Genomic DNA, 13,340 nt, shown 5'->3' with positions numbered 1-13,340 from the left:
GGATGCCGATGCGGATCACCATCTCGGACGGCCCGCGCACGCGGCTGGGCTGGATCGCGCTTGCCGGCTCGGTCGAGGAGGACGAGCCGGTGATGCCGCGAACCCTCCGGACCATCGACGATTACGTTGTGTCGCTGGTGTTGTCCGGCGAAGGTCAGTACCGGGACGAGGAGCGCCCGGCGGTCCCGATCACCGCGTCGACGCTGACCGTCGTGCCGCCGAACTGGCCGCACCGGTACAGCACCCCACCGGGCCGGTCATGGACGGAATGGTTCGTCGTAGCCGGCGGCCCGCTGCTCGACCTGCTCGCCGACCAGGGTGTCCTGGACGAGCCGGGACCTCGGCCGCTGGACTGGCCGAGCGGCGGAGATGATCTTGCCCTGATCCTCGGCAACGCGCCGCGGACCGCCGGCGACGCGGAGCGGCAGCTGATCGCCCTGGCCGACTGGCTGACCACCGCCTCGGCCCGCCGGCAACCGATGGAGGATCCCTGGGAGCAGGCCGCGGACCGGCTGTCCGCCGACCTCGCCGGCCGGGTCGATCTTGCCGAACTGGCCGCGCAGGTCGGCACCTCCTACGACGGGTTCCGGCGCGGCTTCCGGCGGCGGTTCGGCGCCGCCCCGCTGGCGTACCGGAATGCGCGGCGGCTGGAGTCGGCCGCGGCCCTGCTGCGGCTGACCGACCTGCCGCTGCACGGGATCGCGGAGCGGCTCGGCTTCACCGACGAGTTCTACCTGTCCCGGCAGTTCCGGCGTCGGTACGGGATACCGCCGCGGGACTACCGGCGCGACCGGCAGGGCGAGGCCTGACCTCAGTAGACGTAGGGGTCCGCCGGTTCCTCGATCGGCCGGACCTCCTCGGCGAGCAGCCGGGCGACCTCGCCGTACGGGACCTGCTCGGGCCGCTGGTACGTGCCGACGACCTCGAGCCAGGTGTCGTCGGGCTGCGGCCCGGCACCCGAGATGCCGACCAGCACCGGCACCCCGTCGGCGGCGCAGCACTGGATCCGGATCCGGGCCAGGTACCAGCCGTCACCGTCCGGCTTGTTGATCACGAAGCCGGTGATCGCGAACCGCCGGCCGGCCAGCTCCTCCGGCGGCCGGGTCACCGCCAGCGCCTCGTACTTCGCCATCGGCAGCCCGATCACCTTCCCCGCACCGCCTCCGGACGTCGGGATGTCGGGCAGCGCCGGGACGTCGGAGGCCGAGACGGGCGCCGGTCCCCGGCGCTGAGCGAGTTGGGCACCGATCGCCGGCGGGCTGATCACGGCGGCGATCAGCACCGGGACCAGCAGCAACCAGAGCGACTTCACCACTCCGTGATCATGGTGACCGCCATGATCATGATCGGTCTCGGAGTCCACCGGCCGCCGGCACACGACGACCACGGTCCAGACCGCCAATCCGACCAGGCAGATCCCGGTCAGGACCAGCGGGATCGCCATCTCCGACCGGAGGTACCGCAGAAAGTGGCCGGTCCCGACGAGGCAGATCAACGTGCCGCCGAACGCCGCGATGAGGAACGCCTCGACCAGTCGCCACCAGCCGTCGTGCAGCCTGCGCTTCACAGCAGCACCGCCCCGACCAGGGCCGCCACGATGATCGCCGTGACGAAGGTGAGCGGTGCGAACCTGGCGGCGAACCGGCCACCGAAGACGCCCGCCTGCATCCCGATCAGCTTCAGGTCGACCATCGGGCCGACGGTGAGGAAGATCAACAGCGCGGTCGGGGCGAACTGGGTGAACGAGGCCGCGATGAAGGCATCCGCTTCGGAGCAGATCGCCGCCACCACCGCCATCGCCCCGGCCGCCAGGTACGACAGCGGGCCCGACTCCGCGATCGCGCCGATCGTCTCCGCCGGCACCAGCGTCGCCACGGTGGCCGCGATCGCGGCACCCAGGACCAGGAACCCGCCGGCATGGACCAGGTCGTGCACCGCGGAGCGGCGGAACGTCTCAGCCCGCCGATCGGCCTTCGGCTCCGCTTCGCGTACCGCCGGGACGGTGACCCAGCGCTGCAGCCGGAGGAACAGCCAGCCGACCACGACCGCGGTGAGCAGCCCGGCCAGGAACCGGGCCACCACCATCATCGGCTGGGCCGGGAATGCGACCCAGGTGGCGAACAACACGATCGGGTTCACCGCCGGCGCGGCCAGCATGAAGGTCAGCGCCGGCGCGACCGGCACCCCCTTGGCCATCAGCGACCGCGCCACCGGGACCGAGGCGCATTCGCAACCCGGCAGCACCAGGCCGGCCATTCCGGCCGCGACAACCGCCCAGCTCGGGCTCCGCGGCAGCAGGTACGTCAGCGCCGTCCGCGGCACCAGGGTGATGATCAGTCCGGCCAGCAACACCCCGGCCGCCAGGAACGGCGCGGCCTGGAAGCAGATCGCCAGGAACACGGTCGACCAGGACTCGAGCGCAACCGGTGCTCCCAGATCCAGGCCGGCCGAGTGGCCCAACCAGAGCAGCAGACCGAGGTTCACCACCAGGCCGAGCGCGACCAGCAGGATCCCGGGAGATGCAGGACCGGTTTCGCGCAGCGAATTCGGCTTGGTCGGGCTCAGGGCACCGGCAGCTCGATTCACCGGACGATCATGGCACGACCGGGAGCCTCAGCCGACCGCCGCCCGCGTGAACTCGACGAGTTCGGCGGCCATCGGCTCCGGCGCCCAGGCGTGGTTCGCCCCGGGCAACTCCTTCTTGATCGCGCCCGGAATCGCCGCCACGACGGAGTCGGCCGCAACCGGCATTTCATCGAACGTTTGCTCGCCGTACATCATCTGGACCGGGATCCTGATCTTGGCGAACACCTCGGCGTGCGGGCGGGAGTCGGCCCAGACCAGTGCCTCGCCGTCGGCCCGGTAGCTGATCACCTGCGCCACGAAGGCCGGATACATCGGGTCCTTCTTCGACTCGGCCAGCCATTCCGGCGGCATGTCCTTCATGTAGTGCGCCAGCGCACCCTCAAGATCACCCGTGTCCATCCGCCGCCCCACTTCCTCGATCCAGCCCGCCGTCCGGCCGGTGGGCGCGATCGGCGCCTCCCACAACGCCAGGCCGGCGACCGGCAGGCCGCGATCCGCCGCGGCCAGCGAGATCGCGCAACCCGACGAATGTCCGCAGAGCACGGCGCGGCCGCCGGCGAGTTCGATCAAGGACGTGAGCGCAGCCAGCTCGCGATCCAGCCCGATCCGGCCGGCCCCCTCGCTCTCACCGCGCCCGATCCGGTCGTACACGACCGTGGTCAGGCCCGACGCCGCGGCGCGTTCGGCGGTCTCGGTCGTCCACGGGTCGATCGCCCGGAACGGGCCCGCGCCGGCGACGAACACCAGGCCCGGCCCGCTGCCTCGCTTGTCGTACGCGATCCGGTCCCCCAGCGGCGTGGTCATGAACTCGGTCATCAGTCCTCCCAAAACTAGACCGTCCAGTACTGACGTCGAGACTAGACTGTCCAGTACACTTCTGGCAACAGCAGCCGAGATCGAGGAGATCACGATGCCGAGAGCAGCCGCCGGAACCGAGACCCGGTCCGATCGCAAGCACCGGGCGATCCTGGACGCGGCCAGCACGATCTTCCTCGCCCATGGCTACCTCGGCACCAACATGGATCTGATCGCGGCCGAGGCGAAGACATCGAAGCAGACCGTGTACAAGCACTTCGGCAGCAAGGAGGCCCTGTTCGTCGAGATCGTCACGTCGATCACCGACACGGCCGGCGACCAGGTGCACAAGGACCGGCCGGACATCGGTGACGATCCGGACGTCGACGCCCTGCTCCGGGAGTACGCCGAGCGCCAGTTGATCATCGTGCTGCAGCCGCGAGTGCTCCAGCTGCGCCGGATCGTGATCAGTGAGGCCGGCCGCTTCCCGGAGCTGGCCCGAGTGCTGTACGAGCGCGGCCCGAAGCGGGCCATCACCGAGCTGACCGCCCTCTTCACCGAACTCCGCGAGCGCGGGCTGCTGATGATCGACGACCCGGCCCACGAGGCCGAGCGGTTCAACTGGTTGATCATGGCCGCGCCGCTCAACCGCGGCATGCTGCTCGGCGACGAGGCGATCCCGACCCGCGCCCAGCTGCGCCGCCACGTCGCCGACGCGGTGCGCTTCTTCCTGGCCGCCTGCCACACTGAGGGGACCCACGCCGCGAAACGATCAAGAACGAGGTCCAGGGCATGACGGATGATCTTCGAACCGAGCGCGAGGCCCAACTCCGGACCTTCTACGCCAAGGAAGTGGAGACCCGCGCCGGACGGGTGCACGCCGGGCGACGGGACGACCTGCGGGCCGAGTTCATCGAGCTCGTCCGGGCCGAGCAGCGGAGCGAGGTGCTGGAGGTCGGCTGCGGAGCAGGCCAGGACGGCCGCGCCTTCGCGGCCGCCGGGCTCGCGTACACGGGGGTCGACCTGACGCCCGAGTCCGTCACGTACTGCCGAAGCCTCGGGCTGCGGGCCGAGGTGGCATCGGCGCTGGAACTGCCGTTCCCGGACGGGACCTTCGAGGCCGCCTGGACGATGAGCACCCTGATGCACCTGGCTCCGGATGATCAAGTTCGCGCCGTCGCCGAGTTGGCCCGGGTGCTGCGACCCGGAGCACCGCTCGCCGTCGGGGTCTGGGGCAGTCCGACACCCGACGAGAGGATCTACACGAACGAGTTCGGCGGCCGCTACTTCGCCACCACGGACGATGATCATCGGCGCCGCATGCTCAGCAGCGTCGGCGCCGTCGAGCGGTTCGAGACCTGGCCCGACGATGGCACCGACCGGCATTACCAGTGGGCGGTCATCCGGATCGCCTGATCGATCTCGGGCCGCTGTCAGCGGCTGCTGGCAGCATCGAGGCATGGCTTTCTCCGGTTGGCCGCGTGAGGCCTTCGACGTCCTGGCCCGGCTCGAGGGCGATCCGTCGCCGAGCGAGCGGGAGGCCGTTCGACCGGAGCGGGAGCGGCTGGTCCGGGCGCCGATGGTGGAACTGCTGCGCGACCTGGCCGAGCGCGATCCGGCCTACGCCGACCACTCCGTCTGGCGGTACGCGACGACGGTGCCCGCCTGGCAGCGCCAAGGCTCCGCGATCCGGCTCGAGCGCAACGTCGAGCTGGGGATCAGCCTCGATCTGGACGGCCTCCGCGTCCAGGGAGCCTGGTGGTACGCGCCGCCGGAGCAGCGGGACCGGTACCGCGAGGCCGTCTCCGGCAGCCCGGGCGCAGAGCTCGACCGTGCCGTGCGAACGCTGCAGCGGCGATCCTTCACGGTCGGCGGCGACGTGATGGTCCGGGTGCCGCGCGGCTACCCACCCGATCACCCGCGAGCCCTACTGCTCCGGCACCGTTCGCTGATCGCGGCCCGCCGGCTCGGAACCGGCGCCTGGCTGTACGACGGCACGGCGCTGGACCGCGTCCAGACCGCCGCCGAGGAGCTTCGCCCGCTGCTCGAGTGGTTCTGCGACCACGTCGCCGGCCTCCCCGTCGAGCCCTGAAGGACATTGAACTCCGCGCACCACTTGCCTGGCTAACATCGTTAGCCTACAGTTGCGCTAACAGCGTTAGCCGATAAGTGAGACGGAGCGATCATGACCACCACGACGTACTACCGGGAACCCGGCTGGATCACCCGCCGGATCTTCAACCCGGCCATCGCCGGCCTGACCCGGCTGGGCCTCAGCGTCTGGGGATCACGCATCCTCGAGGCCCGCGGCCGGTCCACCGGCGAACCACGGCGGGTCCCGGTCAACCTGCTGCGGTTCGACGATCAGCCCTACCTGGTGGCGCCGCGCGGGCAGGCCCAGTGGGTCCGCAACGTCCGGGCCGACGGCGGCCGGTTGGACCTGCTGCTCGGCAACCGGCGGGAGCACTGGCTGGCCGTCGAGCTGGACGACGAGGACAAGCTGCCGGTGCTGAAGGCGTACCTGCGCAAGTGGAAGGCCGAGGTCGGCGTGTTCTTCGACGGGGTCGACGCCGACTCGCCCGAGTCCGAGCTGCGCCGGATCGCGCCGAGACACCCGGCCTTCCGGCTGGAGCGCCGGGACGCATGAGCAGCCCCAAAGCCCTCGAGCGCGTGGCGCCCCGCCCCACGCCTCGGGAACTGCCGCCGCGGACGGCTGAGATCGTTGCGGCGGCTCGTGACCTGCTGGAGGCGGAGGGCCGGGCCGCCATGACGATGCGGCGGATCGCCGAACGGCTGGAGATCCGGGCACCGTCGCTCTACAAACACCTGCCCGGCAAGGGATCCCTGGAATCCCTGGTCGTCGAGGCCGGACTCTTCGAGAGCGGCGACGTGCTGCACGACGCGCTCGATCACCCCGGCCGCCGCACCCCCATCGCCGCGCTGCTGGGCGCCTATCGGAAGCACGGCCAGGATCGCCCCAACCTCTACCGATTGATCACCGCCGCCGACTTCCCGCGGTCGGAACTGGTCGACGGTCTGGAGAACTGGGCCGGCGAACCGTTCTACCGGGCGGCCGGCGAGCCGTACGCGGCGCAGGCACTCTGGTCCTTCGCGCACGGGACGATGATCCTCGAGCTGGACCAGCGGTTCCTGGCCGGGTCGAAGCTGGACCGGACCTGGTCCGCAGGCGTACGGGCGTTCACGGCGATCATGGAGTCTTGATCAACTCGATCAGCGGGCCGACCAGCTCGCGCGACGTGGCGATCGTGGCCGACGACTCCAGACCGTGATCGCTCCCGTCCGCGTCGACCACGACCGCACCCGCCTCGCGCGCGATGATCACGCCGGCCGACACGTCCCACGGCTTGTTGGACAGCAGGACGTTGGCCCCGAGCCGGCCCGCCGCCACCCAGGCGAGGTCGATCGCCGCCGACCCGAGCATTCGGATCCGTTCCACCCGGCTCGCCAGCCGGCCCATGATCGCCAACCGGCGCGCGTTGCCCTCCTCGACCCCGGGCCCGGTCGCGAAGTCGCCGATGCTGATCATGATCTCGGCCAGGTCCAGGGCCGGCGAGACCTTGATCGGCTGATCGTTGAGCTTGGCACCGTACCCCTCGCGGGCTGTGAACCGCTCCCCCAGGAACGGCAGTTCGATCACGCCGATCACCGGACGTCCCTCGTCCAGCAGTGCCAGCGAAACCCCGCAGAGCGGCAGCCCGTGGACCAGATTCGAGGTCCCGTCGACCGGGTCGAGCACCCAGGTCGGCCCGCCCGTGGCGCCGTGGTTGCCCTCTTCCTCGCCGAGGAACCCGAAGTCCGGGGTCGCTTCCGCCAGTTGCTCCCGCACCGCACGCTCGATCGCGACGTCCAGCTCGGAGGCGTAGTCCCGGTCCTTCTTCGCCGTGACGCGGCCCACCTGCCGTTCCCGCAACAGCCGCCCACCGGTCGCCGCGGCTTCCTCCGCGATCGCGTGCCACTGAGCCAGATCCGTCATGCTCCCATCCTCCCGGCCTCGCCCCGACGGCCGGCGACCGGGTGGTGAGCGCTTCAGATCGTCTTGGCGAACTCGCGGTCGACGACCCGTTCGAAGATCGTCTCCGCGCCGTAGTAGCGGAGCAGCCCGAGGGCGGTGTGCAGCAGGTCCTCGACCTCGTCGGCCAGGGCCGTCACCTCACCCTCGCCGTGCTTGGCGATCTTCGCCGGGGCGCCCTCCAGCCCCTGCACCTCGACCGCGATCTCGCCCAGTTCCTCGGTCAGCCGAGCCAGGTAGCCGAGGGGTGTGTTGCCTTCCGGGAAGCGGGCCGCGTATCGGTCGGCGATGGCGTACAGCTGGGCGAATCGATCATGACGGGGATCACTCATCGGACTACCGTAGGCAACAGTCGAGGAGGCGGGGATCACACACCGAAGCCGTACGAGCGGAGCGAGCGCCAGCCCGCGGCACCCGCCGTGCTGTCGATGGCCGGGCCCGCCCAGAGTTCCACATGATCAAGAGGCTGCTCGAACGGCAGCCTGGCCCGGACCCGCTGCTCCGCGGCGCGCAGCTCCTCGACCGGCCGCTCCATGGCGACGGTCAGGTGCGGCACGACCTCGACGAACTCGCCGCCGTACGGGAGCAGTTCCGGATACGCGGCGGTCACCCGGCCGATCAGCGCGATGATCGGCGCGGGATCGTCCGGGGCGACATAGAGGACCCGGTCGCCGAACCAGCCGGTCCGACTGCCGCGCAGTACGAACGGTTCCGTGCCGCCGAAGATCTGTCCCAGCTTGCGGTGATCATCGTCGTCGATCTCGTCCGACGGCTTGAACGGATAGAGCACGGTCACGTGGGCGAACAGGCCCTCGGCGGTACCCGCCGCGGCCTCGGAAATCGCCGAAACCGCACGCGGACAGGCCAGCAACAGCGCCGTCTCGAACGAACTCGCCACCCGCACACTGAACCACATCCGGGACCGTGCCCGAGCCGTATCGCAGCACCCGGCGGGATCGTCCCCAGTCAGCCGCCGATCAGGCCGTCTCAGTGAGGCTCCAGAGCGCGCCGATCACGGGACGGCGCAGGTCGGCCCGGCGCACGCAGAGCCCGATCGTGTGCGATTCGAGCGCGGGCTTCACCGCGACCACGGTCAGCCGATCGGCCGAGGTCGATCGCTCCAGCACCAGCCGCGGCACGATGCCCGTCCCGTAGCCGAGTTCGACCAGGGCCAGCAGACCCTCGTGCCCGTCCGGCTCGGCGGCGATCACGGGCCGGATCCCGGCCCGGCGGAACCAGCGGAAGGCGGCCTCCCGGACCAGCCCACGGGCCGGTACGACGAACGGCGGCGGGTCGTCCGGGTCGAGGCGGCGCCGGGACCCTCGGGCCATCACCAGCACCAGTTCGGTCACCGCCACGGTCCTGGTGATCATGGTCTGCGGCAGCCGGGACGGGATGCCGGCGACCGCCGCGTCCACCTCGCCCTCGTCGAGCCGGGCCAGGGCGGTCGCCGCGTCCCCGGTCCGCAGGTCCAGCCGGAGCTGCGGATGGGCGGCACGGACCGGTGCCAGCAGCTCCGGCAGCAGGGCTTGGCAGGCCGTCACGGTCGCGAACAGCCGCAGCTCCCCGGACAGGTCGGCCGGTTCTCCGCCGCCGGCGCGAAAGTCGGCCCAGAGGGTGAGCGTCTGCTCCGCGTACGCCTGGAAGCGTTGCCCGTCGGCCGTCAGCGCGACACCCCGCGGCCCGCGGTCGAACAGCCGGGCGCCGGCCTGCCGCTCCAGCCGCTGGATCGTCCGGGTCAGCGTCGCCGCGCTGACGTGACACTCGAGGCTGGTCCGGCCGAAGCTCAGGGTGCCGGCCAGATGCAGGAACAGCTCCAGTTCACGATGCTCCATCTTTCACTCTCCGCAACGGTGCGATGCGATTCTTGCGCTTGTCGGAATGATGGCACCGGGCGTTGACTGCAGCCATGAGCACCTTCACGTCGGCGATCTTCAGCACCGAGACCATGATCGTTCCGAGCGGCACCGAGACCATCCTGCGCGGCGGCCGGGACCTCTTCCCGCTGCTTCCGGAGGCGCTGCACGGCGTCCGGCGGATCGGCGTGATCGGCTGGGGTCCGCAGGGTCGCGCCCAGGCCAAGAATCTGCGTGACTCGCTGACCGGCACCGGGATCAGCGTGACGGTCGGGCTGCGGCCCGGGTCCGCCTCGGCCGGGGACGCCCGCAGCCATGGCTTCACCGAGGAGAACGGCACCCTCGGCGACTGGCTGGCGGTGGCCGCCGACTCCGACCTGGTGATCTTGCTGATCGCCGACGCCGCCCTGGCGGAGCAACACGAGAAGATCTTCGGCGTACTCAAGCCGGGCGCAACCATCGGCCTCTCGCACGGCTTCCTGCTCGGACACCTGAAGGCCATCGGCAGCGACTTCCCGGCCGGGCACCCGGTGATCGCCGTCTGCCCCAAGGGGATGGGCGATTCGGTCCGTCGGCTGTACGAGCAGGGCGCGACGATCAACGGCGCCGGGATCAACGCGAGCATCGCGGTGCACGCGGATCCGGACGGCCACGCGACCGACCGCGCCCTGGCCTGGTCGGTCGGGCTCGGCTCGCCGTACACCTTTGCGACGACGCTCGCCGACGAGTACCGGTCCGACATCGTCGGCGAGCGCGGGATCCTGCTCGGCGCCGTGCACGGGCTGGTCGAGGCGCTCTACCGGCAGTTCCTGCTCGACGGCGCCGATCCGGTGACCGCCTACCGCCGCTCGACCGAGTCGGTCACCGGCCCGATCGCCCGGACCATCTCCGAGTCCGGCCTGCCCGCCGTCCGCGCCGGGCTGTCCGACCGCGATCAAGATCGGTTCGATCGGGCCTATGCCGCCGGGTACGGGCCGGCCCGGGAGATCATCGCGGAGATCTACGACGAGGTGGCCGACGGCACCGAACTGCGCAGCGTGATCCTGGCCGACGGCAGGCTGGCGACCCGGCCGATGTCCAAGATCGGCGGCAGTCCCATGTGGACGCACAGCGAGGCGGCGCACGCTTTGCGGGACAGCGACCCGGTCCCGGTCGACCCGGTCACCGCCGGCCTGTTCGTGGCGACCATGATCGCCCAGGTCGACGAGTTCGCCGAGCGTGGGCACGCCTGGTCCGAGATCGTCAACGAGTCGATCATCGAGGCGGTCGACTCCCTGCTGCCGTACATGCACGCGCGCGACGTCGCCTTCATGGTGGACAACTGTTCCCGGACCGCCCGGCTGGGCACCCGTCGCTGGGGACCGCGGTTCCAGGCGGCGTACGAGCAGCTCGCCCTGCCGTCGCTCGACCGGCCGGCGGAACCGGCCCTGATCAAGGGATTCCTGGACAACCCCGTACACGAGGCGCTGGCGGTTGCCGCGAAGCTCCGGCCGTCGGTGGACATCTCGGTCTCCTGATCATTCCCGGCCGCCGATCGCCTCGACCGGGCGGTCGCGCAGCACCCGCAGGGCCGGAATGATCATGGAGAGTACGGCGATCGCCGCCGTCGCCCCGATGATCGCGAGATAGGTCAGCGGGTCGACGGCGGGCCACGGGTCGGCTCGGTCGGTCAGGCCGAGGCTGACTCCGACCAGCGGCGGTACGGCGACGACGGTGCCCAGCAGGACCGCGATCATGATCACGACGAGAGCTTCGGCCCGCACCATCCCGATCACCTGCCGGTGCTGCGCGCCGACCAGGCGGAGCAGGGCGAACTCGCGCCGACGCGCCGCAGTGGCCATCACCAGTGTGTTCGCGACGCCGATGGCGATATAGCCGAACACCGCGGACAGCAAGATCATCGTCGCCAGGTTCTGCTGCTCGAACTCCCCGTGCCGGGCCGCCGTGAAGTCGGCCCGGTCGAGCACCGTGACGCCGAGATGAGCGGCGGCCAGTCGGTCCAGCGCCGCCCGCAGTTCGGGCAGCGCGCCCGGTTCCGCGGTGATCAGGATCAGGTCGTCGAGCCTGTACGGACTGTGGGTGAGCAGCCGGTCCCGGGGCAGCGTGACGTCGCCGAACCCGAGCCCGTTGCCGTAGATCGCCACCACGGCAGGGTTGGCCGGAGTTCCGTCCGCGAAGTGGAGCCGGATCCGATCACCGACACCCGCTCCGAACACCTCGGCCGCCGTCTGGCTGAGCGCGACCGTGTCGCCCACCAGGTGGTCGGTGCTGCCCGACCGGACATCGAGCTCGACGGTCTGCGAGAGGCCGTTCGGCGCTACGCCCTGGGCGCCGAAGGACCGCCGGGACGCGTTGCGTGCCCCGGGCAGCACGTACTCCGCGATCACCTGGGACCGGATCACCGGGGTCGCGGCCGCGACGTTCGGATCGGCGGCCAGCTGTTCGGCGAACCGCGGTGTCAGTCCGGCCTGCCCGCTCATGACGATGTCGGCGACCAGACCGGCCCTGGCCTGGTCGGCGGCGACGGCCATCCGGGTGGTGCCGGTGAAGAGTTGGACGGAGGCGATCGCGATCGCCAGCACCAGCGGCGTGATCGCCGAGGTCAGGCGTCGCGCGTCGGCGGCGGTGTTGGCCGCGGCGAGGTAGCCGCCGACCGGTGCGCTGCGCCGGATCAGCCGTCCGGACAGCCGGATGGCGACGGCGACCAGCCGCGGCCCGAGCAGGGCGACGGCGATCACCAGCAGGATGACCGACATCGCCGCTGCACCGGTCGCCGCGTCCCCGCCGATGATCAACGGGAGCAGGGAGAGACCGAGCCCGCCGACCAGCAGCAGGCAACCGACCAAGGCACGCGGTACGCCGAGCCGCGGGCTCTGCACGGCGGCCTCACCGAGCGCCTCGACGGGCCGGATCCGGGCCGCCCGGCGGGCGGAGGCGAGACCGGCGATCAGCGCCGCGCCGAGACAGAGGATCACTGCGACCAGCAGCGGTACCGGGCCGATCGTGATCATGAAGTCGGCCGGGATCACGCCGATGGCGGCGAACGCGTCCCGGAGCACGGAACTGAGCAGCAGGCCGGGGAGCAGCCCGAGCAGCGCCGCAACGACGGCGATGATCACGCTCTCCAGGGCGATCAGCCGGCGCACCTGCCGCGGCGTCGCGGCGACGGCCCGGAGCAGCGCGAGCTCCCGGCGGCGCTGCTGGACCTGCAGTCCCAGCGTCCCGGCGACGATGAACAGCGCGACCATCAGCGCGACGCCGCCGAACGAGCCGGCGATTCCGACCAGGTTCCCGCGGGCCAGCGCCAGATCGAGGAATTCGATCAGACCGCGCTCATCGCCGGCGTACACCTTCGCACCGTCTGCCGAGACCGCGTCCCGCAGCGCCGCTTCGAGCATCCCGAGATCGGCGCCGGGTTCGGGGATCACACCGATCGCGTCCACCTGGTCGGGATGCCCGCTCAGCCGGCGGGCCTCGTCGTCGGTGACGTAGGCGCCCCACTCGCGCGGTTGGTTGAGGCCCGGTGCGACGATGCCGACCAGTCGGTAGTCGCGGCCGATCCCGCCGAGACCGGCGGTCAGCCGCTCACCGACGCTGAGGCCGAGAGCCTCGGCCGCTCCCCGATCGAGAACGAGTTCGTCGGCGGCGGCCGGTGCCCGCCCATCGACCAAGGGATAGGGCCCGAGTTCCGTCGATGCCCAGCCGTGGCCGATGATCGACCTCCGGCCGAGATCGATGATCTTGCCGTCCCGAGCCGGGAGCACCGGGAAGCCGACGTCGCCGATGGCCGACTGCACGCCCGGCACGGCGCCGACCGTCCCGACGAGTCCGGCGGGGACCCGGACCCGACCCCCGAACGCCCGGTTCGGGACGTTCGGATCCTGAAGGGTCTGGTCCGCACCCACCACGAGCGGTGCGCCGGCGTACCGCTGCGGCGGGGCACCGGAGGTCAGCCCGGACTGCAGCAGGAGGCCGCAAGCGGTGAGCAGGGCCGAGGCGGCGAAGAGGGCGACGAAGGCTCCGACGAAGCCGCCGGCCCGGCCGCGCAGCGTACGCAGCGCCAGCTTGATCAT

Annotated in this window: 15 protein-coding genes; 7 read left to right on the top strand and 8 right to left on the bottom strand. The window is 71.2% G+C overall.

Translation table 11 applies throughout. The annotated features are described in order from the left end of the window. Positions 1-2: 2 nt before the first annotated feature. The gene (locus AC6CCG_RS12885; protein WP_496654939.1) at positions 3-809 is read left to right on the top strand and encodes a helix-turn-helix domain-containing protein; all 807 of its coding nucleotides are present in this window, start codon (positions 3-5) and stop codon (positions 807-809) included. A gap of 2 nt (positions 810-811) precedes the next feature. Here AC6CCG_RS12885 and AC6CCG_RS12880 read toward each other — a convergent pair whose 3' ends face one another. Genes AC6CCG_RS12880 through AC6CCG_RS12870 form a run of 3 tightly spaced genes read right to left on the bottom strand, consistent with a single transcriptional unit; the run spans position 812 to position 3,402 of the window. Continuing rightward, on the bottom strand, positions 812-1,567 hold the full coding sequence (locus tag AC6CCG_RS12880) for a TIGR03943 family putative permease subunit (RefSeq protein WP_496654938.1): 756 nt from the start codon (positions 1,565-1,567) through the stop codon (positions 812-814). Continuing rightward, positions 1,564-2,586, bottom strand: a complete 1,023-nt coding sequence (locus AC6CCG_RS12875; protein ID WP_496654937.1) for a permease — start codon at positions 2,584-2,586, stop codon at positions 1,564-1,566. The genes AC6CCG_RS12880 and AC6CCG_RS12875 overlap by 4 nt, the downstream gene beginning before the upstream one ends. Positions 2,587-2,613: 27 nt before the next feature. Continuing rightward, on the bottom strand, positions 2,614-3,402 hold the full coding sequence (locus AC6CCG_RS12870) for an alpha/beta fold hydrolase (protein ID WP_496654936.1): 789 nt from the start codon (positions 3,400-3,402) through the stop codon (positions 2,614-2,616). 94 nt (positions 3,403-3,496) lie between these two features. Here AC6CCG_RS12870 and AC6CCG_RS12865 point away from each other — a divergent pair, with 94 nt between their 5' ends. The 5 genes from AC6CCG_RS12865 (at position 3,497) to AC6CCG_RS12845 (ending at position 6,603) form a co-directional block, all read left to right on the top strand. Continuing rightward, on the top strand, positions 3,497-4,177 hold the full coding sequence (locus AC6CCG_RS12865) for a TetR/AcrR family transcriptional regulator (protein WP_496654935.1): 681 nt from the start codon (positions 3,497-3,499) through the stop codon (positions 4,175-4,177). Then, entirely contained in the window at positions 4,174-4,797 is a 624-nt protein-coding gene (locus tag AC6CCG_RS12860) for a class I SAM-dependent methyltransferase (protein ID WP_496654934.1), read from the top strand. The genes AC6CCG_RS12865 and AC6CCG_RS12860 overlap by 4 nt, the downstream gene beginning before the upstream one ends. A gap of 43 nt (positions 4,798-4,840) precedes the next feature. Next, positions 4,841-5,473: a DUF2461 family protein gene (locus AC6CCG_RS12855; RefSeq protein ID WP_496654933.1), complete on the top strand. Its 633-nt coding sequence runs from the start codon at positions 4,841-4,843 to the stop codon at positions 5,471-5,473. A 93-nt stretch (positions 5,474-5,566) separates the two neighbouring features. Beyond that, positions 5,567-6,028, top strand: coding sequence for a nitroreductase/quinone reductase family protein (locus tag AC6CCG_RS12850; protein WP_496654932.1), 462 nt, complete (start codon positions 5,567-5,569; stop codon positions 6,026-6,028). Continuing rightward, entirely contained in the window at positions 6,025-6,603 is a 579-nt protein-coding gene (locus AC6CCG_RS12845; protein ID WP_496654931.1) for a TetR/AcrR family transcriptional regulator, read from the top strand. Before AC6CCG_RS12850 ends, AC6CCG_RS12845 begins: the two co-directional genes overlap by 4 nt. On the opposite strand, the gene AC6CCG_RS12840 is transcribed toward AC6CCG_RS12845, so the two are convergent. The 4 genes from AC6CCG_RS12840 to ilvY all read right to left on the bottom strand — a co-directional run bounded on the left by AC6CCG_RS12840 (position 6,590) and on the right by ilvY (position 9,246). Then, on the bottom strand, positions 6,590-7,375 hold the full coding sequence (locus tag AC6CCG_RS12840; RefSeq protein WP_496654930.1) for an inositol monophosphatase family protein: 786 nt from the start codon (positions 7,373-7,375) through the stop codon (positions 6,590-6,592). The genes AC6CCG_RS12845 and AC6CCG_RS12840 overlap by 14 nt on opposite strands. Positions 7,376-7,428: 53 nt before the next feature. Further along, a complete protein-coding gene (locus AC6CCG_RS12835; RefSeq protein ID WP_496654929.1) occupies positions 7,429-7,743 on the bottom strand; it encodes a hypothetical protein in 315 nt (104 codons plus the stop codon). Between the two features lie 35 nt (positions 7,744-7,778). Then, the gene (locus tag AC6CCG_RS12830; RefSeq protein ID WP_496654928.1) at positions 7,779-8,309 is read right to left on the bottom strand and encodes a 2'-5' RNA ligase family protein; all 531 of its coding nucleotides are present in this window, start codon (positions 8,307-8,309) and stop codon (positions 7,779-7,781) included. A 79-nt stretch (positions 8,310-8,388) separates the two neighbouring features. Next, positions 8,389-9,246, bottom strand: coding sequence for an HTH-type transcriptional activator IlvY (ilvY, locus tag AC6CCG_RS12825; RefSeq protein ID WP_496654927.1), 858 nt, complete (start codon positions 9,244-9,246; stop codon positions 8,389-8,391). 74 nt (positions 9,247-9,320) lie between these two features. On the opposite strand from ilvY, the gene AC6CCG_RS12820 reads away from it, so the two are divergent. Beyond that, complete coding sequence (locus AC6CCG_RS12820) at positions 9,321-10,784, top strand: ketol-acid reductoisomerase (RefSeq protein WP_496654926.1); 1,464 nt, start codon at positions 9,321-9,323, stop codon at positions 10,782-10,784. Here the strand turns inward: AC6CCG_RS12820 and AC6CCG_RS12815 are convergent, their stop codons facing one another. After that, positions 10,785-13,340: an ABC transporter permease gene (locus AC6CCG_RS12815; RefSeq protein ID WP_496655401.1), complete on the bottom strand. Its 2,556-nt coding sequence runs from the start codon at positions 13,338-13,340 to the stop codon at positions 10,785-10,787.

The organism is Microlunatus sp. YIM B11417 (genome assembly GCF_059617205.1).
The sequence above is the reverse complement of the archived record's forward strand: the minus strand, read 5'-3'. Positions and strand labels throughout refer to the sequence as shown.

Excerpts from the sequence above, each read along its gene's own strand:
- AC6CCG_RS12885 (WP_496654939.1), top strand. The coding sequence starts at position 3 with ATGCCGATGCGGATCACCATCTCGGACGGCCCGCGCACGCGGCTGGGC.
- AC6CCG_RS12870 (WP_496654936.1), bottom strand. The coding sequence starts at position 3,402 with ATGACCGAGTTCATGACCACGCCGCTGGGGGACCGGATCGCGTACGAC.
- AC6CCG_RS12865 (WP_496654935.1), top strand. The coding sequence starts at position 3,497 with ATGCCGAGAGCAGCCGCCGGAACCGAGACCCGGTCCGATCGCAAGCAC.
- AC6CCG_RS12860 (WP_496654934.1), top strand. The coding sequence starts at position 4,174 with ATGACGGATGATCTTCGAACCGAGCGCGAGGCCCAACTCCGGACCTTC.
- AC6CCG_RS12855 (WP_496654933.1), top strand. The coding sequence starts at position 4,841 with ATGGCTTTCTCCGGTTGGCCGCGTGAGGCCTTCGACGTCCTGGCCCGG.
- AC6CCG_RS12850 (WP_496654932.1), top strand. The coding sequence starts at position 5,567 with ATGACCACCACGACGTACTACCGGGAACCCGGCTGGATCACCCGCCGG.
- AC6CCG_RS12845 (WP_496654931.1), top strand. The coding sequence starts at position 6,025 with ATGAGCAGCCCCAAAGCCCTCGAGCGCGTGGCGCCCCGCCCCACGCCT.
- AC6CCG_RS12840 (WP_496654930.1), bottom strand. The coding sequence starts at position 7,375 with ATGACGGATCTGGCTCAGTGGCACGCGATCGCGGAGGAAGCCGCGGCG.
- AC6CCG_RS12835 (WP_496654929.1), bottom strand. The coding sequence starts at position 7,743 with ATGAGTGATCCCCGTCATGATCGATTCGCCCAGCTGTACGCCATCGCC.
- ilvY (WP_496654927.1), bottom strand. The coding sequence starts at position 9,246 with ATGGAGCATCGTGAACTGGAGCTGTTCCTGCATCTGGCCGGCACCCTG.
- AC6CCG_RS12820 (WP_496654926.1), top strand. The coding sequence starts at position 9,321 with ATGAGCACCTTCACGTCGGCGATCTTCAGCACCGAGACCATGATCGTT.
- AC6CCG_RS12815 (WP_496655401.1), bottom strand. The coding sequence starts at position 13,340 with ATGATCAAGCTGGCGCTGCGTACGCTGCGCGGCCGGGCCGGCGGCTTC.